At 68.9% G+C, this 24,693-nt stretch carries 20 protein-coding genes; 13 read left to right on the plus strand and 7 right to left on the minus strand.

Annotated features, from left to right (window positions below):
- Positions 1-41 precede the first annotated feature (41 nt).
- Positions 42-791 carry an ABC transporter permease subunit gene (locus ACFWW9_RS14300; RefSeq protein WP_390376328.1) on the plus strand — a complete coding sequence of 250 codons (750 nt, stop codon included), beginning with the start codon at positions 42-44 and terminating at the stop codon, positions 789-791.
- 9 nt (positions 792-800) lie between these two features.
- Entirely contained in the window at positions 801-1,619 is an 819-nt protein-coding gene (locus tag ACFWW9_RS14305; protein ID WP_390376331.1) for an alpha/beta fold hydrolase, read from the plus strand.
- Here ACFWW9_RS14305 and ACFWW9_RS14310 read toward each other — a convergent pair.
- A complete protein-coding gene (locus ACFWW9_RS14310) occupies positions 1,616-2,749 on the minus strand; it encodes a serine hydrolase domain-containing protein (RefSeq protein WP_390376334.1) in 1,134 nt (377 codons plus the stop codon). The two genes, ACFWW9_RS14305 and ACFWW9_RS14310, sit on opposite strands and share 4 nt — an antisense overlap.
- 196 nt (positions 2,750-2,945) lie before the next feature.
- Here ACFWW9_RS14310 and ACFWW9_RS14315 point away from each other — a divergent pair, with 196 nt between their 5' ends.
- Together ACFWW9_RS14315 and ACFWW9_RS14320 are read left to right on the plus strand one after the other, a co-directional pair.
- Positions 2,946-3,245: a hypothetical protein gene (locus tag ACFWW9_RS14315; protein WP_390376337.1), complete on the plus strand. Its 300-nt coding sequence runs from the start codon at positions 2,946-2,948 to the stop codon at positions 3,243-3,245.
- Between the two features lie 79 nt (positions 3,246-3,324).
- The gene (locus tag ACFWW9_RS14320) at positions 3,325-4,983 is read left to right on the plus strand and encodes an aKG-HExxH-type peptide beta-hydroxylase (RefSeq protein WP_390376340.1); all 1,659 of its coding nucleotides are present in this window, start codon (positions 3,325-3,327) and stop codon (positions 4,981-4,983) included.
- Between the two features lie 6 nt (positions 4,984-4,989).
- Here the strand turns inward: ACFWW9_RS14320 and fxsT are convergent, their stop codons facing one another.
- From fxsT to ACFWW9_RS14340, 4 genes are read right to left on the minus strand one after another with little or no spacing between them, the layout of a single operon-like run.
- The gene (fxsT, locus tag ACFWW9_RS14325; RefSeq protein WP_390376343.1) at positions 4,990-9,225 is read right to left on the minus strand and encodes an FxSxx-COOH system tetratricopeptide repeat protein; all 4,236 of its coding nucleotides are present in this window, start codon (positions 9,223-9,225) and stop codon (positions 4,990-4,992) included.
- Between the two features lie 35 nt (positions 9,226-9,260).
- The gene (locus tag ACFWW9_RS14330) at positions 9,261-10,298 is read right to left on the minus strand and encodes an AAA family ATPase (protein WP_390376346.1); all 1,038 of its coding nucleotides are present in this window, start codon (positions 10,296-10,298) and stop codon (positions 9,261-9,263) included.
- The gene (locus tag ACFWW9_RS14335) at positions 10,295-11,785 is read right to left on the minus strand and encodes a hypothetical protein (protein ID WP_390376349.1); all 1,491 of its coding nucleotides are present in this window, start codon (positions 11,783-11,785) and stop codon (positions 10,295-10,297) included. The genes ACFWW9_RS14330 and ACFWW9_RS14335 overlap by 4 nt, the downstream gene beginning before the upstream one ends.
- A gap of 58 nt (positions 11,786-11,843) precedes the next feature.
- Positions 11,844-12,734, minus strand: coding sequence for a hypothetical protein (locus ACFWW9_RS14340; RefSeq protein WP_390376352.1), 891 nt, complete (start codon positions 12,732-12,734; stop codon positions 11,844-11,846).
- A gap of 98 nt (positions 12,735-12,832) precedes the next feature.
- Here ACFWW9_RS14340 and ACFWW9_RS14345 point away from each other — a divergent pair, with 98 nt between their 5' ends.
- The 8 genes from ACFWW9_RS14345 to ACFWW9_RS14380 all read left to right on the plus strand — a co-directional run bounded on the left by ACFWW9_RS14345 (position 12,833) and on the right by ACFWW9_RS14380 (position 19,096).
- On the plus strand, positions 12,833-12,967 hold the full coding sequence (locus ACFWW9_RS14345) for a hypothetical protein (RefSeq protein ID WP_390376355.1): 135 nt from the start codon (positions 12,833-12,835) through the stop codon (positions 12,965-12,967).
- A gap of 88 nt (positions 12,968-13,055) precedes the next feature.
- The gene (locus ACFWW9_RS14350) at positions 13,056-13,784 is read left to right on the plus strand and encodes a Crp/Fnr family transcriptional regulator (RefSeq protein ID WP_390376358.1); all 729 of its coding nucleotides are present in this window, start codon (positions 13,056-13,058) and stop codon (positions 13,782-13,784) included.
- Between the two features lie 42 nt (positions 13,785-13,826).
- Entirely contained in the window at positions 13,827-14,612 is a 786-nt protein-coding gene (locus tag ACFWW9_RS14355) for a hypothetical protein (protein ID WP_390376360.1), read from the plus strand.
- A gap of 115 nt (positions 14,613-14,727) precedes the next feature.
- Positions 14,728-15,171, plus strand: coding sequence for a helix-turn-helix transcriptional regulator (locus ACFWW9_RS14360; RefSeq protein WP_390376364.1), 444 nt, complete (start codon positions 14,728-14,730; stop codon positions 15,169-15,171).
- Between the two features lie 10 nt (positions 15,172-15,181).
- Positions 15,182-15,592 (plus strand): VOC family protein, encoded by a 411-nt coding sequence (locus ACFWW9_RS14365; RefSeq protein WP_390376367.1) that lies wholly within the window; start codon positions 15,182-15,184, stop codon positions 15,590-15,592.
- A gap of 22 nt (positions 15,593-15,614) precedes the next feature.
- Entirely contained in the window at positions 15,615-17,993 is a 2,379-nt protein-coding gene (locus ACFWW9_RS14370; protein WP_390376371.1) for an ATP-binding cassette domain-containing protein, read from the plus strand.
- A gap of 198 nt (positions 17,994-18,191) precedes the next feature.
- Positions 18,192-18,782, plus strand: coding sequence for a toll/interleukin-1 receptor domain-containing protein (locus ACFWW9_RS14375; protein WP_390376374.1), 591 nt, complete (start codon positions 18,192-18,194; stop codon positions 18,780-18,782).
- Entirely contained in the window at positions 18,779-19,096 is a 318-nt protein-coding gene (locus ACFWW9_RS14380; RefSeq protein WP_390376377.1) for a hypothetical protein, read from the plus strand. The genes ACFWW9_RS14375 and ACFWW9_RS14380 overlap by 4 nt, the downstream gene beginning before the upstream one ends.
- A 22-nt stretch (positions 19,097-19,118) precedes the next feature.
- Here ACFWW9_RS14380 and ACFWW9_RS14385 read toward each other — a convergent pair whose 3' ends face one another.
- Both ACFWW9_RS14385 and ACFWW9_RS14390 read right to left on the minus strand, forming a co-directional pair.
- Entirely contained in the window at positions 19,119-19,394 is a 276-nt protein-coding gene (locus ACFWW9_RS14385; RefSeq protein ID WP_390376380.1) for a hypothetical protein, read from the minus strand.
- A 109-nt stretch (positions 19,395-19,503) separates the two neighbouring features.
- Entirely contained in the window at positions 19,504-21,231 is a 1,728-nt protein-coding gene (locus ACFWW9_RS14390) for a hypothetical protein (RefSeq protein ID WP_390376383.1), read from the minus strand.
- A gap of 1,512 nt (positions 21,232-22,743) precedes the next feature.
- Between ACFWW9_RS14390 and ACFWW9_RS14395 the strand changes: the two genes are divergently transcribed.
- On the plus strand, positions 22,744-24,654 hold the full coding sequence (locus ACFWW9_RS14395) for a DNA cytosine methyltransferase (protein ID WP_390376386.1): 1,911 nt from the start codon (positions 22,744-22,746) through the stop codon (positions 24,652-24,654).
- Positions 24,655-24,693 lie beyond the last annotated feature (39 nt).

The following is a 24,693-nucleotide window of genomic DNA, read 5'->3' on the forward strand; positions in this document are numbered from 1 at the left end:
CTCGTTGGAGGACGCGTTCTTCCGGCTCACGGGAGGCACCGGTGCTTAGGGCGGAGTGGACGAAGATCCGGACCCTGCGGTCCACGGTGATCACGCTCGCGCTGGTGTTCGTGATCGCCGTCGGCCTCGGCGTGGTGAGCCTGACGTCGGTCCGGATCGCCTTCGAGCGCGGGCTGCCGCTGGTGCGCGAGGACTTCGAGCCGGTGACCGACGCGATGGTCAGCGTGCTGTACGCGCAGCTCGCGCTGGCGGCGTTCGGCGTGCTGGTGATCTGCGGCGAGTACGGCGGCGGCATGATCCGCACGTCGCTGACCGCGGTCCCGAGCCGTGGGCGCTTCTACGCGGCCAAGATTGCCGTGTGCGCGTCGGTCGCACTGGTCCTCTCCTACGCCACCGTGTTCGCGACCTTCCTGACGGCGCACTGGACGCTGGGCAAGTACGGGCCGTCGTGGAGCAGTGACGGCGCGATCCGGGTCGTGCTCGGCACCCCGCTGTACCTGACGCTGCTGTGCCTGTTCGCCCTCGGCGTCGGAACCCTGTTGCGGCACACCGCGTTGGCGCTCACGGTCGTGCTGTCGTTCGTGTTCGTCCTGTCGCCGTTGGCGACCGTCGTGCCGGGCCTGCGGGAGGTCGCGCACTACCTGCCGGACCAGGCGGGCTCGTCGATCGTGAAGGTGGGGCAGCAGGCCGACCCGGTGATCGGCCCGTGGGCGGGGCTGCTGGTGCTGGCCGCGTGGACGGCGGTGTCGCTGATCGGCGGCTACCTCGTGCTGCGCGGACGTGACGCGTAGCCTCGCCGGGTGGAACTCGACCTGGCGGACGGCCGCACGCTGCGCGTGCACGACAGCGGTTCCGGCGGCCTGCCGGTGTTCTGGCACCACGGCTCGCCGCAGACCGGCGACCTGCTGGCTCCCATGCTGGAGGCGGCGGCCGAGCACGGCGTCCGGCTGCTGGCCCACGACCGCGCGGGCTACGGCGGTTCCACGCGGCTGCCCGGCCGGGACATCGCGGCGGTCGCCGGCGACGTGGCCGCCATCGCCGACGCGCTCGGCCTGGACCGCTTCGCCGTCGCGGGCCACTCCGGCGGCGGCCCGCACGCGCTGGCGTGCGGCGCGCTGCTCGGTGACCGCGTGGTCGGCGTGGTGTCGATCTCCGGCCCGGCCCCGCTGTCCGCCGACGGCCTGGACTGGTTCGCGGGCATGGCCCCGGCGGGCGTCGCCGAGCTGCGCGCGTCCGTCGCGGGCCGCGCCGCGCTGGAGGCGCACCTGGCGAACGCCCCCTTCGACCCCGAGGTGTTCACCGACGCCGACCACGCCGCCCTCGCGGGCCCGTGGACCTCGCTGGGCGACAACGCGGGCGCGGCCATGAACGCGAGCCTGGACGGCCTGGTCGACGACGACCTCGCCCTCGTCGGACCGTGGGGCTTCGACCCCGCCGAGGTGACCGCGCCGCTCCTCTTCGTGCACGGCGTGCTCGACCGCATGGTGCCCAGCGAGCACGGCGAGTGGCTGGCGAACCGCTGCCGTCCCCGCGCCGAGCTGTGGCTCAGCCCGCGCGACGGCCACGTCTCGATCCTCGACCGCGTCGAACCCGCGCTGGAGTGGCTCTCCCGCGGCTAGGCGGTCGCCGCGTAGGTCCAGAAGTCCCGCATCAGCGTGGGCGGCGTCGGCCCCGTCATCGCCAACTGGCTCATCAGCACCGTCACCGCGCCGGTGGAGGGGACGACGTGGGCGGCCGTCCCGGTGCCGCCGACCCACCCGTACCGACCGGGCACGGTCCACGGGTCCGTGGCGGCGACGTCGACCGATCCGCCGAACCCCCAGCCCTGCCCCTCCAGGAACAGCGTCGACGCCTCGCGCTGCGCGGCCGTCAGGTGGTCGGACGTCATGAGCCGCAGCGACTCCTCGGTCAACAGCGCGGGCCCCTCACCCAGCAGCATCCGCCCGAACGCCAGCCAGTCGTCCGCCGTGGACACGAGCCCGCCCGCCCCCGACTCGAACGGCGGCGGCACCTTCCACTGCCCGTCCGGCCGGTCCAGCAGTTCCAGCCCGTTCTCACCGGGCTGGTAGTAGCTGGTGAACCGCGACAGCTTCTCCTCGGGCACGAAGAACCCGGTGTCCACCATCCCCAACGGCGCGAACACCCGCTCGGCCAGGAATTCCCCCAACGACACCCCGGCCACCCGCGAGACCAGCACAGACGCGATGTCCGACCCGGTGTTGTAAAGCCACTTGTCACCAGGCTGGCTCAACATCGGCACCCGCGCCAACTTCGCGATCCACTCGTCCGGCCCCGGCATCCCCTGCGGCTCGGGCGGCCCCTGAAGCGACTCGCTGAACAGCATTTGCACGGCAGGCAGCGAAAAGTCATCCGGAAACCCATACCCACACCGGAACGTCAACACGTCGAACACCGTGACCGGCCGCTCAACAGCCACCACGTCGTCCACAGCACTGGCAGGCGTCCGCACCACCACCGGCTCGGCCAACTCCGGCAACCACCGCGACACCGGCTCGTCCAACCCGAGCACCCCGTCCTGCACCAACAACATCACCGCGGCCGCGACAACGGGCTTGCTGGCAGACGCAATCCGAAAAATCGAGTCCCGCGCCATACCCGCGGACCCCTCGACATCCACATCCCCCACCACCGCGACCTCAACCTGCCCACCCCGAGCAACCAACCCCACCGCCCCAGGCACAGCCCCCTCACCGACATGGGCCTCCAGGACTTCGCGCAACTTCGCCATGACTCCACCTTCGCTCGTCCGTCCCAGTGTTGACTCGCCTGGCGACGGAAACTCATCGATCACCCCGGTGACAGCCTCGCGCCGGCCGACGACCTCCGCAGGTCGCCTTGAGGCAGAGGTCCGCACTACTGCGGGTGGGCGGTGTATTTGTTTAACTGGATTTAGCGAGCGGTCGACTTCGCTCTCCGGTGGGCCCATGGCCAAGAAGACGCCCGAGGGACCTGCGCCCGCCCCGCTGTTTCGTCGGGGTTGTACACTCCTGCCTCGCCGGGGTTGTATGATGGCGCCTTCCGAAGTGCGGCTCGAGAGGCAAGGCCATTCAGTGACGGCGATTTCTCCCCCTGCTGCAGGGGCGCGTGTGTTCGACCTTGCTTTTCTTACCTTGCGCGACCTGGGGTCGATCGAATCGCCCATTCTTGATGAGGCAGTCTCTCGAATTTGCGCCGAGGTCCGCAAGGGCAAGATTTCTGATCTTGTGCAGGAACAGCGTGTCTGACATTCGCGGATCGGAAGATTCCTCGTTATCGTTCGCCGCGTTCAAGGAAATCTGCGAAGGTCCGGTTTCCCCTGAGACCATGACCGTCCTGCGTCGAATCGAGAACGGTCAGCGCAAGGCGCTCCTCCTGAGTTTTCTCCGCTTGGTGCGCGCCGACGTCGTGGTGGCCGGCCTGCCGATGGACTTCGACGCGGCGTGGGGGCTCGTCCTCGACGCGGAGGCGATCGACCCCGCCGTGGTGGACGAGATCATCATGTTCCCCGCTGTCGGACTGCGGCTCCGGCGAGCCGTCGAACGGGTGGTGGACGGTTTCGTCGACAGCCCGGCGAACCGCGCGGAAATCGGCGTGCTGCACGTCATCGCGGCGGCGGCGGCGATCCGTACCGGAGTGGACTTCTCGACCGAGGTGCCGGTGGTGCGCGGTGTCGTCACCCTGCCGACGGTGGGGACCTTCACGGTGTCCGTCGGCGATTCCACGGCCTTCGTCCGGCTCACCCGCACGGGCTCCCGGCTGGAACTCGGTCTCGACGGTGACGTGCTCGCCGTCCGGGGCGACGGCACGTTCCACGAGATTCGGGAGCACCGCGCCGAAGCAGCGGGGGCGGTGCTGGACGTGGTGTTCGACGACTGGGATCCCCATCGGGTCTTCGTCGACAGCCCTTCCACTCCGGATCCGCTCACCGACGTCGAGTTCAAGGAGTGGTCCGGGCAACTGGACCGCGCCTGGTCCGTGATCCTGGACTGGAATCCCGGCTACGCCACCGAGCTGTCGAACGGCCTGCTGAGCCTCGTGCCGCTCCGCCGTGAAGGCCTGGTGGCCGCGTCGTCGTCCGCCGCGTTCGGGGCGATCGCGCTGTCCGAGAAGTCTTCGGCGGACGAGCTGGCCGAGGCGCTGGTCCACGAACTCCAGCACTCCAAGCTCAACGCGGTCTTCGAGGCCGTGACCCTGCACGACGCCGGTGACCAGCGGTTTTTCGCGCCGTGGCGTGATAGCCCTCGCCCTCTGGACGGAGTGCTCCACGGCGTGTACGCGTTCACCAGCGTGGTCGAGTTCTGGTGCGCACGGCGTGGCCAGGTCTCCGAGGGCCTGGCGGCACGGGCGGAGTTCGCCTTCGTCCTGCGAGCTCTCCAGGTGCGTTCGGCCATCGAGGAGATCAGGGCCACGGCCCCGCTCAACGAGTGGGGAACCCTGTTCCTGGAGACGTTGTCGCGCCGCCTCGCCGTCTGCGAGGCGGAGCTCGCGCCCGAGGACCGGTCGGGTCCCGTCGCCAAGATCGTCCACGACCGCCGCGCGCTGTGGCGGGTCGAGCACCTCCGGGCCGACCCGGCCGACATCGCCGCCCTCGTCGACGCCTGGACCACGACCGGCGGTGCCCCGGCGGACCTCGCGGTGCGCACCACGGTCGACCACGACCTGAACTGCGCGTTCTCCGATCGCGTTCCACTGCTAGAGGCTCAAGCGCTGCGACAGGTCCCCAACACCGAGGGCGTCGACGAGGCCGACCTCGCTTACGCCCGAGGCGACCTGGACGAGGCCGCGGTGTCCTACCGGCGGCGCGTCGTCGCGGACGCCGACGACGAGCAGGCGTGGGTCGGCCTCGCCCTCACCCTGGGCTCGGACCTGTTGTTCCGCGAACCGGAGGTCGTCCTCGCGCTGCACCGGGAGGTCTCCGCCCGCACCGGAACCCGTCCGGATCCCGTGCGGCTGGTCGAGTGGTTGGCGGCCGGGCGCTCCTGAGCCCCGTCACAGCTGCATCGTGTCGATGTCGCAGTTGGCCCTGGTGAACTTGCCCGCCAGGACGGTCGTGGGGTGCCGGTGGCCGAGCACCCGGCGCAGCCCGTCGACCGTCCTGGCCTGCAACACCGAGGACTCCTCGGCCCCGCCCAGGTGCCGCAGGTCGATGGCCAGGTTCAGCGCCACGGCCAACGTGGACGGGTGGTCCGCGCCGAGCACCCTCGTGGAGCGGTCGAGGGTGTCCGCGTCCATGTCCCGCGCCCGCGCGTGCTCGCCGAGGGCCGCGAAGTCGCTCGCGAGGTTCGTCGCGGCCACCAACGCGAACGGGTGGTCGTTGTCGAAGAAGCGGTGCAACGCGGTGATCACCTCCGCGTTCATCTCGCTCGCCCGTTCCGCTTGGCCGGACAGCCGGTAGTTGACCGCGAGGTTGGTGGCGGCGATCAGGGTGTGGGGGTGCACCGTGCCCCGGATCTCAGCGAACAGGAGGTGGCTCCGCTCCGCCATCTCCGTCGCCCTGGCGATGTCGTCGAGGTGCCTCAGGTCCACCGAGAGCGTCATCATCGACGTGATCGAGTCGAGGTGCCGCTCGCCGTACCTCTTGCGGTAGCGGGTGAAGCACTCCTCCGCGAGTTCCAGCCCACCCTCGTGGTCGCCGGTCCGGCAGCGCGCGACAGCCAGGTTGCGGCTCGCGCCGATCGTGTACGGGTGGTCATCGCTGAACAGTTCCCGTTGCCGCCGCAGGGTCGCCTCCTGCAGCACTCGCGCCGTCTCGTAGTCGCCCAGTTCACGCAGGTCGGTGGCGAGCGCTGTCTGCGACCGGTGCGTCCACAGGTGGTCCGAGCCGAGCACCGCGGTGAAGGCTTCGAGGGTCTCCTCGTCCAGCTTCTTCGCCCGGTCGAACGCCCCCATGAGCCGGTAGCAGCCCGCCAGGTTGAGCGCGTACCGCAGGGTGCTCGGGTCGTCGACGCCGAGCACGCGGCGCGCTCTGCGGTGCACCTGCTGCTGGAGTGCCAGCTCCTCGGTGAACAGCCCCTGCGAGCGCAGGTCCGCCGCGACCACGTCCATCATGCCGATGTACTGCTCGTGGTCCTCGCCGACCGCGGCCCGCATCGCCTCGGACGTCTTCCGGTTGAGCAGCACGGCCTCCTGGACCTTGCCGGAGCGCCGCAGCCCGACCGCGTGCAGCCTGCGCATGTCCAGCGTCTCCAGGCTGTTCTCGCCCAGCCTCGACCGCCACACCTCGACCCCGTGCGCCGACAGGTCGATCGCCCCGTCGTAGTCGCCGCTGGCCAGCAGGTACTTCACGAAGTTGACCATCATCGCCCTTGCCCACGGGTACTCGCAGTCCATCGCCTCCGACGCCACCGCGTGCGGCAGGAGCTCGCCGTAGTCCTGCCAGTTCGTGGCCACGTCCGGCACCTGCGGGTCGCCGTTGACCAGCAGCACGTGCACCACGTGCCGCATGTTCTCCCGACCTCGTTCGCTGAGCCGGTTCTTCACCGCTGACTGCACCAGCCGGTGCAGCTGGATGGTGTTGCTCCGGTGGTCGATCTTGGCGAGGCTGTACTTCTTGATCTCGCGGATCGCCCTGTCGAGCATGATCGGGATGTTCAGCGCCTCGGCCAGCTCGACGGGAACCGGCGCGTCGCGCACCCCGCGGAACAGGTTCAGCGAGATGGGGTCCGGGCCGAAGAACGCGCAGATCTGCAGCAGCTGCAACGCGGCAGGGTGTTCGCGGCCGAGCCGGTTGAGCGGCACGTTCCACGCGGCGGCGACCGGAAGCTGGTCGTCGGTGGACGCCCCCGACGCGATCAGCTCGTCCCTGTTGCGGCGCAGCAGTTCCAGGTACTCCGCGACCGGCATCTCGGTCTGCGCCCGCCACGCCGCGGCCTGCTCGATCGCCAGCGGCAGGTCGCCCAACGCCTCGGCCAGCGTGTTCGCCTCGCCGTCGTCGAGGTCGCTGTCGTGCCGGTGCAGCAGCTCGATGCTCTCCCGCCGGGTGAACACGTCGACCTCGACCGAGTGGGCGTGCCCGCTCCAGTCGGCGTTGCGCGAGGTCACCACGACGTGGCCCGAACCGGATGGCAGGAACCGCGCCAGGTCCTCCGGCCGTTCGGCGTTGTCGAACACGACTATCCAACGCCCGTAGGGCTTTCCGGAGGCCAACGCCTCCAGCACGGCGGGCACCGCGGCGTCCGCGGCCCCCGCCATGAGCCCCAGCCTGCCCGCCAGTTCCACGAAGCTCGTCTTGATCTGCGCCTGGTGCTCGGCGGACACCCACCACACCAGCTGGTACTCGGACTCGTGGCGGTGCAGGTACTCCACCACGGTCTGGGACTTGCCGACGCCGCCCAAGCCGTGCAGCGCCTCGGGCAGGACCGCCGTCGCACCGCCTTCGGCGAGCCTGCGGCGCAGCTGCTCCAGCAGCGCCTCCCGGCCGACGAAGTCCTTGTTGCGCAGGGGGACCTTGCCCCACACCAGCGGACGTTCGGGGGATCCACCCTGCGGTTCTCGCGTGCTCATGTCGCCTCCTGCGGTGGACACCCCTGCCGCGCCCCTCTGGCCACCCTCTTCGGTCCCCAGCTCGGAGCGCAGCGCGGCCAGCCGCTTCGCCCTGGGCATGTAGGGACCGGACAGCGCGCGGAACACCGCTTCCTGCACGCGGACGTGCCGCAGGTTCTCCAGCGAGACGTCGGGCAGCTCGGTGTTCGGCTGGTCCAGCGCCACGGCCAGGTTGCGCAGGACCGTCGCGCCAGGAGGGGCGTGGTCGGCGACCAGGCGGGCGACCCGGACCGTGTCGGCGCGGTTGGCGCCCGCCAGCAGCTCCTCGCGCACGCCCACGTGGAAGTCGTAGAACACGTCCTGCGGGCCCTCGCCGCGGTCGCGCACCAACAGCCTGCCGAGCAGCACCTCGGCCAGGACCGACAGCCCGGTGTTGGGCAGCAGCACCCGTTGCACGAGTTTCATCGTCGGCAGGTCGAGCGGCGCCGCCGCCAGCAGGCCCGCGAGCTGGAACGCCGCGGCCGAGGCGACCGTGCGGAAACTGAGGATCCGCTCCCGAGCGTCGGGCGGATCGTCCACGACGGGCTCGGGGACGGTCTCCCACACGACCCCGTCCGACGGGTGGACCAGCGCCGCGGTCGTCTCGGTCCACTCGGAGCCGGGTGAGGCCAGCAGCCGCGCCCACCCGGCGAACCACGCACCGGACAGTTCGAGCACCGGCACCGCCATCGCCCCGCGAGTAGCGCTGTCCGGGAACGCGAAGTCGGGTTCGGCGGGGGAGATCCGCAGGCGCGCGTTCGGAGCGCCGACCGTCGGGGAGGACAGCCGGACCCGTCGCGTGGCGAGCCCGCCCCAGTGCCACAGCCGCTGCTCCAGGACGTGGACCACCGCGACCGGCATCTTCTGGCCCCACCGGTGCAGCACGTGCGCCGCGGCCCCGCTGTGCCACGCTTCGCCCACCGCGTCGGTCAGCACCAGCACCAGCCGCCTCCCGGTCGGGTCCGCCAGGCGCGTCCAGCTCGTCGCCTTCGCCTCGGCGGTCTCGGGGTGCAGCCGCAGGTCCGACGGCGACCGCGTCGAGAAGTCCGCGTGCCACAGCCGAACGTCGCGGAACGCTCCCTGGTGGGTGAGCAGGTGGAGGAACTCCCGCGCGGTCTGCTGCCAGATCACCATGGACGCCGACCGGTCCACGACGAGCGCGACCTCCAGCGGGTGCCACCGGGTGGCGCGGAGCTCGGGTACCCACAGCCGGTCCTGGGCGGCCCGGACCGCGGTCGCCTCCTCGTCCAGTTCCTCGTCGCGCGGTGACGGCGATCCCTGCATCAGCGGTCGCAGGGCGCCGGTGATGTGCCGCCGGTCCGGCAGCGCGGGCACCGTCGGCCACGCCGAGGACGCCGGATGCGATCCGTCCGCGTCCTCTCCCGCCCTGCCGCGAGCGGCACCCCTGGCGCCGATCGCCCACTGGTCGAGGTGCGGACCCCGCACGCCGTCGCGCTCGCCGCGGGAGCGGTCGTCAGGCGCACCGCCGCCACGGCCCAGGGGCGGGTTCTCCCCGGTTTCGGGCCGCTTCCCCGGTGACGTGCGCCATGACCGGTCGTCGAGCGGCGGGAGCGAGTCGTCGCCGCCCAGCACCAGGGCGAGCCACAGCGCGTCGCGCAACTCCCGCAGGGAGAGGGCGTCGGTCGCCGTGCCCGCGTCGGGATCGGCCGACGACCTGACCGACTGGGCGACCGCGGTTCGCACGCGCGTCCACCCCTGCCCGTCCCGCGGCGCGTCCGTCACGACTCGGCGACCAGCGGGTGCCACACGGCCTTGAGCAGCTCGTCCCACTCGTTGTCCTGCCGGTACTCGCCGGACGTGGCCAGCTGCACGGCGAGGTGCACGGCGTTGAGCAGCTGGTCGGAGGCCAACCCGCCGACCACCTGGCTGTGCTCGAGGAAGTGGGTGATGAGCCGGTTCAGCTCGACCCCCTCGAGCGCGCCGAAGTGGGCCGCCACCATCTGGCCGAGCTGCTCGTAGCCGGGCGGGTCGACGTGCAGCCGAAGGCACCGGCGCAGGAACGCGGGCGGGAACTCGCGCTCCCCGTTGCTGGTGATGATCACCACCGGGAACTCCCGGCACCGGACGACCCCGCCGACCACGGTCGCCATGCCGCCGGGGTCCGCGGTCCTGACCTGGACCTCCGGCCTGCTGCCGCTGATCCGCTCCAGCTCCTGGACCTCGTACTGGCCTTCCTCGAACACGGTGAGCAGGTCGTTGGGCAGGTCGATGTCGCCCTTGTCCAACTCGTCGATGAGCAGCACCCTCGGAAGGTCGTAGGGCAGCAGCGCGGTGCCCAGCGGGCCGAGGTGCAGGTAGTTGCCGATGTCGGTGTCGCCCGCACCGTCGCGGTCGCCCGCACCGGTCGCCTGGACGCGTCCGATCGCGTCGTAGCTGTACAGGCCGTCGCCGAGTCGTGAGCGGCTGGTGATCGGCCACCGGAGGACCGGCCCCAGCCCCAGCTCCCTGGCGACCAGGTACGACAGGGTCGACTTCCCGGTGCCGGGATCGCCCGTCACGAGCAGTGGTCGCCGCAGGCTGATGGCGGCGTTGACCATGTCGACCTCGCGCGGGTGCGGGATCCGCAGGGTGCGCAGGGCGGTGCCGACGTGCCGGTCCGCCTCCCCGCCGTCGTCGTCCGGCCGCCCCGCCGAGCCCTGCCCGGCGAACCGCCGCCACGGCGGAGCGGGGGGCCACTCGGAGATCGGCTCGGACGCCTTCTCCGCCGTGCCCCGGTACAGGTGCCACCGGGGACCGGTCGCCTCGCCCGTGCTCACGCGACCGCTCCTTCCGGCGCGGTGGGACCCAGCGGCACCACCATCCGATGGGGATCGTCGTAGAGCAGGGTCAGCGCGCGGGCGCGGTGCTCGCCCTCCGGCTCGTCGGCGAACGCGTCGGCGCGGGCCAACCGGACCCGTTCCAGCAGGTGGCTCTCCCCGCCGAGGTGCAGCAGCTCGCGGGCGGTGCGGACGAACCCGTGGTCGCAGTCCTCCCGGTGCCACAGGATCATCGGCGCGCCCGCGCGCAGCGCGACCGCGATCTCGTCCCGACCCGACGACTCCGCGCGCGGGGGTGAGCCGAGGACCAGCGACACGGCGGTGGGTCGCCGGTCGAACGCCGCCGTCAGCCTGCGCAGCCCCGACGGGCTCACGTCCCCGCCCCAGCAGGTCGACTCCTCGGTGATCACACCGGTGCCCTCCAGCTGCGCGGTCAGCTCCCGCCAGCGGGCCCGCCACTCGCGGTGCCACTTCTGCGTGCCCATCCGCTCCAGGCTCCGCACCACGACCGAGTACCGGGTGCCGAGCAGCTGGGGGAGCAGCGGGTCCGTCTCCCACGGCCACTGGTCCACGTCGAGGTTCAGCAGCTCGGCGGACAGCACGAACTCCACCCGGTAGGTCGGCTCGAACTCGGACCAGTGGCCCTCGATGTGCTCGATGAGCGCGGCGACCTGGTACTTGACGGCGACCAGGTCGCCGACGAACTCGGCGGCGCGGTGGGGGAACCAGCCGTTCTGCAACCCGAGCTGGCGCCAGTGCACCAGTTCGAAGCTGTTGCCCGAGGTGCCGATCCGCTGGAGCGAGAACACCAGGTACCCGTGCAGCTCGCGGGAGCTGGTGATCGGCGCCTTGGCGTTGCGGATGTCCGCGCGGGCGGCGGTCAGCTCGTCGGTCAACCCGGTGAGCTCCGCTTGCTGGCTCGTCCACCGGTGGAGTTCGAGCGCGATGTCCGGGCGCGCCTTCGCGGCGAGGTGCTCGATGAGCACCATCGGCTTGGGCAGGCCGTCGGGACGCGCGTTGAGCGTTTCCAAGAGGCTGAAGGCGTCGAGGTAGGTCGAATTCCCCGGTAATGGCGGCGCTGTCGGTCCGGCGACGTTCCGGTAGACCTCGTCGATGTCCTCGATGGTCACCTCGCGCAGCAGTCCTATCACGTTGTGGCGTGATTCGGCGGACCAATAGGGGAGGACCGTCATGTCCAGCACGGTGTTCCGCACTTCCGCCATGTGACGGGATCCCTTGTCGAGCCTGCCGACCACTCGCACCAGCGCGGACAGACCCAAAGGGCGTTGACGGCACGCGGCGGCGATCTCGTAGAGGTGGTTCAGCGAATATCCGTTCTCCTCGACCGGGAGGACTTCGCCTAGTTCGGCGTGCAGCATTCGCAGCACCAGGTTTCGACCGTGCAGTTCGGTCAGCACCGGGATCTTGCTGAGAGCGGTGACCAGTTGCCACAGGATTTCCTGCCCCGGTTCTCGTGGTGTCCGCATGTTTGCGCCTCCCGTGGGTGAAAACCGAGCCAGGTCCAATTACCGGGGTCGAGCCTGATCAGCCGATGTCGCCCTGCTCGTCCAGCCATTTGCGCGCCGCGACCTCCGCCCGGAGCACCGGCACGGAGTCCCCCTCCAAGGTGCGGAGCGCGGTGATCAGGGCGGTGACGCCGTTCTCGTAATCCTGGCAGGTCCGAACGATTTCGAAAACGTGCAACCGCGCTCGTGGGTGGTAGGGGATCGCGCTGCCGATGTGGCGGGGCAGCCGGGCCAGCACCGCGCGGCGGCTCACGTCGTCCGCCATGCTCGGCACCTCCATCAGCGCGTCCACCAGTGAGTTCAGCTGGTCTTCGTCTCGACCCGCCGGTGGGGCGACCTGTGCCGGAGCGTCGGGTTTCCGCACGGCCACCGCGTTCTTGACCCAGGCGCTGGTGGCGATCTCCTTCTCCTCGAACCGAATTTCCCGGTACTTCTCGGGTTCCGCCGCGGGATGGTGGGCGACCACGTCGCGAAAGAATCCATCCGTCACCGCGAGCGTAATCGGATCGAGGGAATTCGTCCGTTCTTCCCGCAGTTCTGCGGAGTTGAGCAGGCGGCTGACGAGGATGATGCCGCTGCCCACCACACCGTGGTCCGTTCGGCGTACTTCACCCGAGTGCAGGCACACTCTCAGTCGAATGCGAGCCGCGTCCGAAGACGCCTCGTTGTGCTCGCGCACCTCGTCCGTGAGATGACGTACCAGGTGGGTGAGCACGACGACTTTCGGCACAGCCGACGGAATGAGGATCAGCGCGCCGTCACCGCCGTCCTGCCAGACGCAGGAATCCCATTCGACGGCCGCCGCCGCGAACGCCCGGCGCAGGGCCTCGTTGAGGCCGTCGTGGACCGCGGACCGGTGGAAGTCCGTTCGCGGTGGTGCGCCGTAGCCCTGGACGTCGAGGGCGACCATGGTGTGGTGCAGGGGGAGCTCATGCGATAACACGAACGGTCACCTCGATCGGTTCGTAGTGCGCGCAACCACACGGTAACCGCGAATACGGCGGTAGCGTGAGCGTCCGGATGAATGATCGCCCGGCAGGACCAAGGCCGATTTCCGCCGTTTCGCGCACCCGCGACGCGGGCCGCTCGACCGGCGTGATCGACCTGTTCGCCATTCGGGTGGAATACCCGGAAAACCACTAATCACGGCTCGCGGGAACCGGGAGACTGGGCCCCGAAGTGGATCTGTCGCCGCGGCGCCGGGGCGCTCCTCGAACGGATGAGGTGCTGGATGAGGTCGATCACTCAGATGGGACGTCAGTTCCCCGATCCCGGCCACTGGCCGACGGGGACCTACCTGGACATGGTGTCACCGCGCAGCCAGGGCGCGCTGCTGGAGCTGGGGGTGCCCCGCACCTTCCGGCACGGGGACGTGATCATGCGGGAGGCCGAGCGGTCGTCGCACGTCGTGCTGCTGTGCCAGGCCGTGGTGAAGGCGACCGTGAGCCTGGAGAACGGGCGCATGGCGCTGCTCAGCATCAAGGTCGGCGGGGACGTGATCGGCGAGATGGCCGCGCTGAGCAACGAGCCGCGGTCGGCGACCGTGACGGCGTGCGGCGACGCGCACGTCCGGGTGATCCAGTCGGCGGACTTCCAGAACTACCTGGCCGACTTCCCCGACGCGAACCTCGCGCTGAGTCGGATGATCATGAAGACGCTGCGGTGGGCCGACAAGCGCAGGGTCGACTTCAACGGCTACTCCGCGTTCGTCCGCCTGGCGCGGATCCTGGACGAGCTGGCCGAGGCGTACGGCCGCGCCGTCCCGGAGGGCATCACGCTGGACATCGGGCTGACGCAGAAGGAGCTGGGCGCCCTCGTCGGCGTCGAGGAGGACACCGCCCGCAAGGAGCTGCGCACCCTCCGGGACCGGGGCGTCATCCGCATGGGCTACCGCACCATCACCGTGATGGACCGGTCGGCGTTGAACGCTCTCGCGCACGGCAACGGCGAACCCCGGTGATTCCCCTGTTCGGTGCGGGTGATCGGGATGATGCTGGCACGCATGGACGAGTACACGATCGGAATCCCGCGGACCCGCCCGGTCCCCGTCCCCACCACGGGGGTGCGGGGCCGCCTGGACCTCGTCGAGCACAGCGTCGACCAGCAGGTCCCGGCCGAGCCGCTGAGGTCGATGACCGCGCAGCACGGTGAACTGGTCTACCGCTTGGTGGTCGCCGTCGACATCGAGAACTACTCGAGGCTGGACACCCTCGACCAGGCGCTGGCGCAGACGCGCCTGAGCGAGATCCTCGCGCTGGCGGCCCACCGCACGGGCCTGGACCGCGACCAGTGGTACCGCCAGCTCCGCGGTGACGGCGAGCTGGCCGTGCTGCCCGCCGACACCGACGCCGCGTGGGTGGTCGCCGAGTTCACCGACCAGCTCTCCGAGGCGCTGTCGGAGCACATCAGGACGAACCCGGACGAGCCCGCGGTGCGCCTGCGCGTCGCCATGCACCACGGCACGCTCGCCGCGGGCCACTTCGGCCTGGCGGGCAACGCCCCGGTGGTCACCTGCCGCCTGCTCGACTCGAAGACGGTCCGCAAGGCGCTGGCGGAGGAGACCGCGTCACCGCTGGTCCTGGTCATCTCCGAACGCCTCTACGAGGACGTCGTGGCCAGCCGCTTCCACGGCCTCCTCCCCACCCGCTTCCGCCCGACGCGGGTGTCCGTCAAGGGCGTCGCCTACCCCGGCTTCCTGTGCGTCGGCACGCCCCGCGCGGTCGAACGCGCCCTGGAGACCAGCGGCGTCGGCACGGGCACCGTCCACAAGATCCGCGAAGCGGGCTGACGGGTCCGGTCGCGCCGCGAGGGGTCGGCGCGAACGGCCTCCGGCCGGTCCCTCCCCGGTGGAGGGACCGGCCGACGCCCCGCGGTAGCCCCGGTCGTGTGGCACGATCGCGGGCGTGACCAGCAGACCCGCCGCGGCGCAGCGCCTGAGCGATCTCGCCAGGCTCCGCCGCGTCCGCGACCGGATGGACCGCGAGTACGCCCAGCCGTTGGACGTCGAGGCGCTAGCCCGAGGCGTGAACATGTCCGCCGGGCACCTGAGCCGCGAGTTCAAGGTCGCCTACGGCGAGTCGCCGTACGCCTACCTGATGACGCGCCGCATCGAACGGGCGATGGCCCTGCTCCGGCGGGGCGACATGAGCGTGACCGAGGTGTGCTTCGCGGTCGGCTGCTCGTCGCTCGGCACGTTCAGCACCCGCTTCACCGAACTGGTCGGCGTGCCGCCCAGCACCTACCGGACCGAGGCCGCCCGCTCGACCGCGGGCATGCCGTCGTGCGTCTCGAAGCAGGTGACCAGACCGGTCAGGAATCGAGAAGCGCGGTCCCCGAGCCCGTCTTAGTGTTGCCGACATGGACATCAGCATTCACTCGACCTTCCTCCCCCAGGACGACCCGGACGCCGCCCTCGCGTTCTACCGCGACACGCTCGGCTTCGAGGTCCGCAACGACGTCGGCTACAACGGGATGCGCTGGATCACCGTCGGTCCTCCCGGCCAGCCCGGCACCTCGATCGTGCTGCACCCGCCGGCCGTCGACCCCGGCGTGACCGACGAGGAGCGCCGCACGATCGTGGAGATGATGGCCAAGGGCACGTACGCCGCCATCAACTTCGCCACGAAGGACCTCGACGAGACCTTCTCGAAGCTCCAGGCCCAGGGCGCCGAGGTCGTGCAGGAGCCGACCGAGCAGCCGTACGGCATCCGCGACTCCGCCTTCCGCGACCCGGCGGGCAACCTGATCCGCATCCAGCAAATCCGCTGACCCGCCCACGGATGGAGACACGATGAGCAAGGCCACGAGGACGGACACGCCGCACGACGCCGACAGCCACGACTTGATCCGCGTGCACGGCGCGCGCGTGAACAACCTCAAGGACGTCAGCGTCGAGATCCCGAAGCGCAGGCTGACGGTGTTCACCGGCGTGTCCGGCTCGGGCAAGAGCTCGTTGGTGTTCAGCACGATCGCCGCCGAGTCGCAGCGGATGATCAACGAGACCTACAGCGCGTTCCTCCAGGGCTTCATGCCGACGCTGGCGCGGCCCGAGGTGGACGTGCTGGAGGGCTTGACGACCGCGATCATCGTGGACCAGCAGCGGATGGGCACCGACCCGCGGTCCACGGTCGGCACCGCCACCGACGCCAACGCGATGCTGCGCATCCTGTTCAGCAGGCTCGGCAAGCCGCACATCGGCTCCCCGCAAGCGTTCTCGTTCAACGTGGCCTCGATCAGCGGCGCGGGCGCCGTGACGCTGGAACGCGGCGGCCGCACCGTGAAGGAGCGGCGCGAGTTCAGCATCACCGGCGGCATGTGCCCGCGCTGCGAGGGCCGCGGCTCGGTCACGGACATCGACCTGACGGCGTTGTACGACGACAGCAAGTCCCTCAACGAGGGCGCCCTCACGATCCCCGGCTACAGCATGGACGGCTGGTTCGGCCGCATCTTCAACGGCTGCGGCTTCTTCGACGCCGACAAGCCGATCCGCAAGTTCACCAAGCGCGAGCTGAACGACCTGCTGCACAAGGAACCGACCAAGATCAAGGTCGAGGGCATCAACCTGACGTACGAGGGCCTCATCCCGAGGATCCAGAAGGCGATGCTGTCCAAGGACGTCGACTCGTTGCAGCCCCACATCCGCGCGTTCGTGGAACGGGCGGTCACGTTCACGACGTGCCCCGAGTGCGACGGCACCCGCCTCAACGAGGGCGCCCGTTCGTCGAAGATCGGCAAGGTCAACATCGCCGACGCGTGCCAGATGCAGATCAGCGACCTGGCCGAGTGGGTGCGCGCGTTGGACGAGCCGTCGGTGGCCCCGCTGCTCGCCACCCTGCGCCACACGCTCGACTCGTTCGTCGAGATCGGCCTCGGCTACCTCTCCCTGGACCGCCCCTCGGGCACCCTCTCCGGCGGCGAGGCCCAGCGCACCAAGATGATCCGCCACCTTGGCTCGTCGCTCACCGACGTCACGTACGTCTTCGACGAGCCGACGATCGGCCTCCACCCGCACGACATCCAGCGCATGAACAAGCTGCTGGAACAGTTGCGGGACAAGGGCAACACGGTCCTGGTCGTGGAGCACAAGCCCGAAACGATCGCCATCGCCGACCACGTCGTCGACTTGGGCCCCGGCGCGGGCACAGCAGGTGGCACGGTCTGCTTCGAAGGCACCATCGAGGGCCTACGAGCCAGCGACACCATCACCGGCCGCCACTTCGACGACCGCGCAACGTTGAAGGAACAGGTCCGCAAACCCACCGGCAAACTCCCGATCCGCCGCGCGAAGACCCACAACCTCCAGAACGTCAACGTAGACATCCCGTTGGGTGTCTTGGTGGTGGTCACCGGCGTAGCAGGCTCCGGCAAGAGCTCTCTCGTCCACGGCTCCATCCCCGCAAGCGAGGACGTCGTCTCGGTGGACCAAACCCCGATCCGAGGCTCCCGCCGCAGCAACCCCGCCACCTACACCGGCCTGCTGGAACCGATCCGCAAGGCCTTCGCCAAAACCAACGGCGTCAAGCCGGCGTTGTTCAGCTCCAACTCCGAGGGCGCCTGCCCCAACTGCAACGGCGCAGGCGTTGTTTACACGGACCTGGGCATGATGGCCGGAGTCGCAAACCCGTGCGAGGTCTGCGAGGGAAAACGCTTCGACACCTCAGTCCTGGATTACCACTTCGGCGGCCGCGACATCAGCCAGGTCCTCTCCATGCCGGTAGCCGAAGCCAAGGACTTCTTCGCCGAGGGAGAAGGCAAACTCCCCGCGGCCCACACCATCCTCACCAGACTGTCGGACGTAGGCCTCGGCTACCTCACCATCGGCCAACCCCTCACCACCCTGTCCGGCGGCGAACGCCAACGCCTCAAACTAGCCACCCACATGGCAGGCAAGGGCGGCACCTACGTCCTCGACGAACCCACAGCAGGCCTACACCTGGCAGACGTGAACCAACTCTTGGCTCTCTTGGATCGCCTAGTCGACTCCGGCAAATCCGTAATAGTCGTAGAACACCACCAGGCAGTAATGGCCCACGCAGACTGGATCATCGACCTGGGCCCGGGAGCAGGCCACGACGGCGGCAAAATCGTCTTCGAGGGCACCCCCACAGACCTGGTCAAATCCCGCTCCACCCTCACCGCCGAACACCTCGCCACCTACGTAGGCCTCTGACCTGTGCGTGCCGGGCCCGAGCGCGGGCCCGGCAGCGGCGCGGGTACCGGAACGATCATCGGGCGGGCCGTATTTGTCCACTAATTGGCAGGTCGCATTCACTGGCCCGCTGGTTATAGTGGCGTTCGTGATGATGACGAAGGCATGAGTCGGTTTTGGCGACTTGTCGATCAACCGTCACAACACGAAAGGCGTGTCATGCCCAAATTCTTCGTCAACTACCGCACTGTCGACAGCGTGCATTCCGCTGCGGCGATCGCCGACCGGCTGGCGCGGCACTTCGGCCCTGAGAACGTGTTCCGCGACCGCGACTCGTTGGCGTTGGGAGCGTTGTACCCGAAGAAGATCCGGCGAGCGTTGGAACGTTGCGACAAGGTTCTGGCGGTGATCGGGCCGACCTGGCTGGATGTCGAGGACGCGTTCGGCAGGCGTCGACTGGACAACCCGAAGGACTGGGTCCGGACCGAACTCCAGATGGCGTTTGAACGGGACATCCCGGTGGTTCCGGTGCTCCTCGACAACACGCCACTGCCGAGTTTCGACCAGTTGCCCGCGGTCATCGCGCAACTGAGCAATTGCGCTTACTGGCAGGTTCGGCAGAAGTCCTTCGAATCCGATCTTCGAGGATTGATCGCGGGCATTTCCGCTCACGAGGACCAAGCGGGGTCAGAAGTGGAGGTGGCCCAGTACGTGCAGCACAACACGGCCAGCGACAACGGCAGGGTCATCGCCACCCAGGGCGGTAACCACGTCTTCACCTTCAACAACGGAGGCCGGGATTCACGATGAGCAACCCGCAGAACCCCGGTGGCGCGGGGAACCACTACCACCAGGGCAACAGGGCGAGGGGCCGCGGCACCGTCATCGCCTCCCAGGGCGGCAACGTCAGCGTCAGCCAGACCTACGCCAACAAGGTCCGCACCTGGACGGGGTGGACGATCCTGGTCTTCTTCGTCGTCGACATCGCCTACTTCTTCTACGGCAAGAGCGCCTACACCGGCCGCGAGGGCGACTCCGGTGACCTCTGGCGAGCAGGCATCGCCCTGCTCCTCTTCGTGATCACCGTGAGCCTGATCCGCAGGTGGTTCCGCCAGCGCTTGTGACGTGATGTCCACCGCCCACCGATTACACCGCATCTCCGTCCGGGACTCGGCCCGGCCCGACTAGCTGGCGGCCCACGGCGGCGACGCCCTTGCCTATGCCGACCAGCGCGAGGGTGCTGCCCGCACCCAGCACCGCAAGACCGACCGCGGCGAGCGGCGAGCAGCCTGCCGCGAGGATCAGCAGCGCGGCGAACCCGAACACCGCGCCGACCAGCAGAACGGCGGGGTAGGACAGCGAAGTCTTCGCCGCGTGCTCGACGCGCTGCGCGGGAACGCGGGACAGGTGTGGTGCGGGCATGGTGTTCCTCGGGTTCTTGACGTCACGATGTGGACTGCTTGCGGGTGGCCGCCCGCCCGCATCGATCGTTGCGGCGCCGCCGTGATCCGGAAATCGGCGCGGAGGTCTTCTAGGTTCCTGACGCGGCACTCGTGCCGCCGTGGACGGAGAGCGGCACGAGGCGCGGGGGACCGGGGACCCGTGAGTCCTGTCCTCCCGGTCGCCATTGCACGCCGTATCCCCTGTGCTCCTCGAGGTCCTCGAAGGACACCTCGACTTCGCCGATGTCGTTGATCGTCAGCGGGTCGTCGCTCTCGACCATGTCATCGGTGTCTCCAGGAAACGCGCCGTCGGTCCGCCACACCGCGGTGGGGAGTGCGTCCTGGGAGAAGCGGACCGCGAGCCGGAACCGCTCGCATACCCGTTCCGGCCAGAAGGTGTAGGTCGGGCGCATCGGTTGGCCCACAGGGATCCCCACCTCCAGTGAGAACTGGTGCGTCTCACCGGCGGTGAGCGTTCGGGGCAACCTCAGGTGCAGGAGGAAGCGGCGGGGTGACAGCCGGTCGGCGGAGATCAACTCGACCCCTTGCAGCACTTGGACGTCCAAGTCACCCGGTCCCCCGTCAGGCGTGGCCGGGGGGAGAGTCAGGGACCAGGTGACCTTGTCGATGCCATCCCGATCGGCCTGGATGGTGCGTCTTTCGGTGCACGTCGGCGACGAGCGGTCCAAGCGCAGCAGCGCCTCGAACACGGTGGTGTGCCAACCGTCTTCCGTAGCGAACGGCCTGGTCGTCAGCGGGGCGTGTTCCCTCGCGGCGGCCTCCACGAGTCGGGTGAGCCCCTCGTCGATGCGACGACGGGTGGTGCGCGAATCCCGGCCGATCTTGTCGGCGAACCACTGGATCCGGTGCGCGAGGAATGCGTGCTGCGCCTCGTCGTGCAGCGCCAGCGGGGTCGTGACGGCGAGCTTGAGTTCCTCGGGAAACGCGTGGACCGTGGTGAGCACCCAGGCGCGGATCTTTTCCCGGACCACGTCGGCGCCGTCGGACTCGTCGATACCGCAAGCCTCGCGCAGTGCGGGGCCGACCTGCCGGTGGAGGCCCGGCACCTGAACACCTCGCCCTCGCCGCAGCGCCTTCAGCTCGGTCATCAACGACTGGGCCGAGGCTGCCCTTCGCTTCGGCTCGCCGGTGTCGATCAGTGGGTTGTCGACGAAGTCCTCACTGGTGGAATCGGTGTGGTCATCGGGTTCGACCTGCGTCTGCCGGGCAGCGGGGGCCTGATCGAGTGGTGGAACGACGGTGAGCAGGGGCGGGGCCACCATCTCCTCGGACGTGCTCGTCGTGTCTGCTGGCAGCATGCGTAGACCGGCGACGACGAGGGCGACGCGGGTGCGGGCCAGCGCCCACTCGGTGCGCTGCGGAAGGTCGACCTTGCAGGCAGCGAGCAGCGCGTCGAGCATCCAGGCGGGCATGACTTGGTCCTGCCTGCCAAGCCATCGGGAGAGGGTGGTGCGCGCAACGCGGTGCCCGGCCTCGTTGGTGGCAGTCTCGACGGCGCGCACACCGAACAGTCCGGCCTCTTCGAGCAGAGCGATGACCGAGGTGGCGAACTGCCGTGGGGTTTGCACTGCGGTGGGGTCGGGCTTCCCGGTCGCGCACGTGCCCTTGGCATGACGAGTGGCCTCTCGCCACAGGTGTTCGGCGCGGGCCAGGTCGGCGGCCGAGCCACGGCAGGCGCGCACGTAGTCGCGCACGGTGCGCAGCCGGGGCAGCACCCGCCCGGCCGCGGCCTCGGACAGTGCCGAGGCCGCGGCCGTGACCGCGTCCGCCATGTCGGCGTAGGTGGTGTCGGCCACGATCCGCAACTCCCGGAGGTATGCCGCGAGGGCGACCAAGGGGGTGTCGGACCGGGGCAAGGGGTTCTCCCTGCGGCCCATGTCAGCCTGCGGTGGAGGCGGTCTTGCCGTCAGGTCCACCGACGGTTTGCACGAAGAACAGCCCGGCAGTGATCAACGGGCGGGATTGCGGGCGCGCCACCTGCGGGGTTGATGTGAACGGCAGCGCCGCTAATAAAAATAAAGCGAGCATCGCTCGCCTCCGATCGCTAGTGCAACGAGGCCCAGACTCGGAAGTGCGTAACCGAATCCGCAGGGTTGCCGCCCCTGCAGTCGACCACCGGTCACCACTGCCTGGCCGACAACTTTGCCTGCCACTCGTGGTCGAGGCAATGGTTCGGGACAAAGAAGATGAAACCGAGCATCATGGCCCGGTCGTAATTCACGGCTCCCACGTTCCGATTAGTCCAACGATCGTCCTCTTTTGATCGGCCACGGTCCGGATTGACCGTCTGCCGTCCTGGAACGGTTGGCTTGGTTCCACCTGAGCTGGGACAACGTCGGGACGCGACCGCGTGGAACAGTAGTAGATCCCTTGTCGTACCAGGTGGTTTGCGAGGAGCCTCGCGAAGTTGTGGCAGAAAACCGGGCACTCGCCGCGAACTGTCCTGTTACTGGCCTGACCGTGTCATGGAACCGGAGAATCGATGCGTCCAGGATTACACGGCCACCGCATTGCGGAGGAATCCCGATCGCTCATCTGAGGCCCAGACGACGAACGGGCGAGGCCGGGTCCCAAGCTGCCGCGCGGGACGGCGTGACCAACGACCGACCTCGAGGAATCGGAGCCGGATGGGCGCCCACCACGGGCGCCCATCCCGGCTTCGGGACGTTGTCGAACTCCGCATCCTGATCGCGTCCTCGCTGCAGCGCCCCGACGCCTCGGCCCGGATAGTCCACGACACGAACACAGGGCAACGATCGTCTCGCACACGACTTCGCGATGTGGCGATCTGTTGGTACGGGGTACGCGCACAGCGAACTTGAATTCCAGTCGAGGTGGGGTGGCGCCACATCGACTCAGCGGTAGGTGGTTGCCGGACGGGCTCTGGGCAAGAGCGTGGAGCGTGCCCCTGGTCCGGCCACGGTCGTGCACGCCTGTGGGCAGGTCTGGTCGCGATCCAGCCGGCTTTGCACCGGCCCTGCCGTTCTGTTCACCGGAAAGGTCGATCAGGGGCATGCCCGTCAGCCGGTGTCGCGTACGGGGTGGCGGCGTCCGCGGAGGGTTTGACAGCCTTCCTGGCGACCGGCGCGGCGGGCGGTGGCGTTGCCCGTCCCCCGGTGCGACACGAGATCTTCGCGCCCATAGAATTGTGCTCAAGCCTTGAGGGGCTGGGTGCTGACACTCGGCCAAGCGCGCGCAAGTGGTGGGTAGTTGGAGCTCACGATGGCGGTGAGCAGCGGTTTGCCTTGTCCTCCGCGACGTTTCTGTGATCTCCTGGTGCTCGTAGTTCTCACAGGTGGAGGTGGGCTGTGTCCGAGTCGTTCTACGGTGTGCCGTTGGAGCGCAGTGACTACCTGAGCCTTGCTCGACACCGCAACAGCTGCGCTCCTGAGAAGTTCGAGCAGTGGTTGGGCAAGCAGTCCTCGGACAAGAGGCTTGCGGTCGACCTGTTCTCCGGCGCGGGAGGCTTGAGCCTGGGCTTGCAGCGTGCCGGGTGGACGCTCGCAGCAGCGGTGGACTTCGACGAGCGAGCTCTCGAAACCCACGCTGCGAACTTCCCGGGGATGACCCTCCACATGGATCTGGGCAATCCTGATGAGCGTGACCGGCTGGAGGAGCTGCTCGCTCCTGCCAAGGGGCGTATCGACTTGGTGGCAGGTGGTCCCCCCTGCCAGCCGTTCAGCAGGGCGGGCCGCAGCAAGATCCGACACCTCGTGACCAACCACGACCGCGATCCGCAAGACCTCCGGAAGGAGTTGTGGAGCGCCTACATGGACGTGGTCCGCCGCCTGGCGCCACGAGCCGTTCTCATGGAGAACGTGCCGGACATGGGGCTGGGCGACGACTTCTACGTCGTTCGGGTCATCGAGGAACAGCTGGAGGATCTCGGCTACGCGACGCAGGTCCGGCTGGTGGATGCGTGGAAGCACGGTGTTCCGCAGCACCGAAAGCGCCTGATCCTGCTCGCGCGCAACGATGTTGACGACTTCACCTGGCAGGACGACGTGACCGCCCGCACCTTCTTGGGGGATGCCATCGGTGATCTGCCGAAGTTGGAGGTTGTTCCGACGGAGCGGATCGGCGAGCGCGTGATGCCGTACAACACGCCTGCGAAGGAACAGTCCGCCTTTGCGGTCGAAATGCGCAAGCGCGCTCCGCAAGAGGTCATCCACGACCACATGACCCGCAGAGTGCGTGAAGACGACTGGACCATCTTCGGCGCGATGAGTTCCAAGACGCTCTACTCGCAAATTGACGAGAACCTCAGGCGCTACAAGGCCGACCACTTCACCGACAAGTACAAGAAGTTGGCCTGGGAGGACTTGAGCAGGTCCATCACGGCCCACATCGCCAAGGACGGCTACTGGTACATCCATCCTGACCAGAACAGAACGCTCACCGTGCGCGAAGCTGCTCGGATCCAGACGTTCCCGGATCGGTTCCGATTCGCCGGTACCCGTAGCGATGCGTTTCGCCAGATCGGGAACGCCGTCCCCCCGCTGCTCGGGCAGGCAGCGGCAAATGTGCTTCGCCCGAAGGCGGGAGTCGACACCACGCCTGCGGGTTTGACTCCCAAGTGGCGACAGGTCCGTGCGGAGCTGACCGCTTGGGCGTTGGAGAAACAAGCACATGGTGAGATCGAGCTGCCGAAGTTGAGCACCCTCCACGCCACGGTGGTGGCACTGCTGTCCAGCTCGCGTGTTCAACCAGGCCAGGTGCGGGCTGTCCTGGGGTCCATCAGCGATGCCAAGACCCTCACCAAGACGGGGTGGCGCAAACTGCTGGAGTCCGCACCATCGCAAGCTGTTCGAGCCCGCTTGGAGGACAAGCTCGCCGACTTCGTGGGCAAATCCAGTTTCTGGTCGGAGGAGAAGTGGGAGGCGATCCCAGGCCGGCTCGAAATGAAGCCATCGGAGGCCAGCCTGTACAAGATGCTGCTCGGCGAGGATCTGCTCTTGATCGGTCAGAGCACCCTGCGGGTGGCAGCCAGGCTCAACGCCAGCAGCTCCGACCGCAACAACAGGTTGAGTGATGGTCGCGTCGACTTGGTCAAGCTGGTCGGTGCAGGCGAGCAGGCACCGCTGCGAATGGCGGCAGTTCGCTTGATCGGGAACACGCTGTGCAGGGCAACGATAACGATCTGCGAGCAGTGCCCGCTGAGGCCCTACTGCGTTGGCCGCGACAGCGCCTCCTACAGCTTGTTCTCCGATCCCCAGTGACACAGCCGGTGGTGGGGCGGTGTCACCCGCTCCACCACC

The organism is Umezawaea sp. NPDC059074, from assembly GCF_042738955.1.
In the GTDB taxonomy this organism is placed as follows: domain Bacteria; phylum Actinomycetota; class Actinomycetes; order Mycobacteriales; family Pseudonocardiaceae; genus Umezawaea.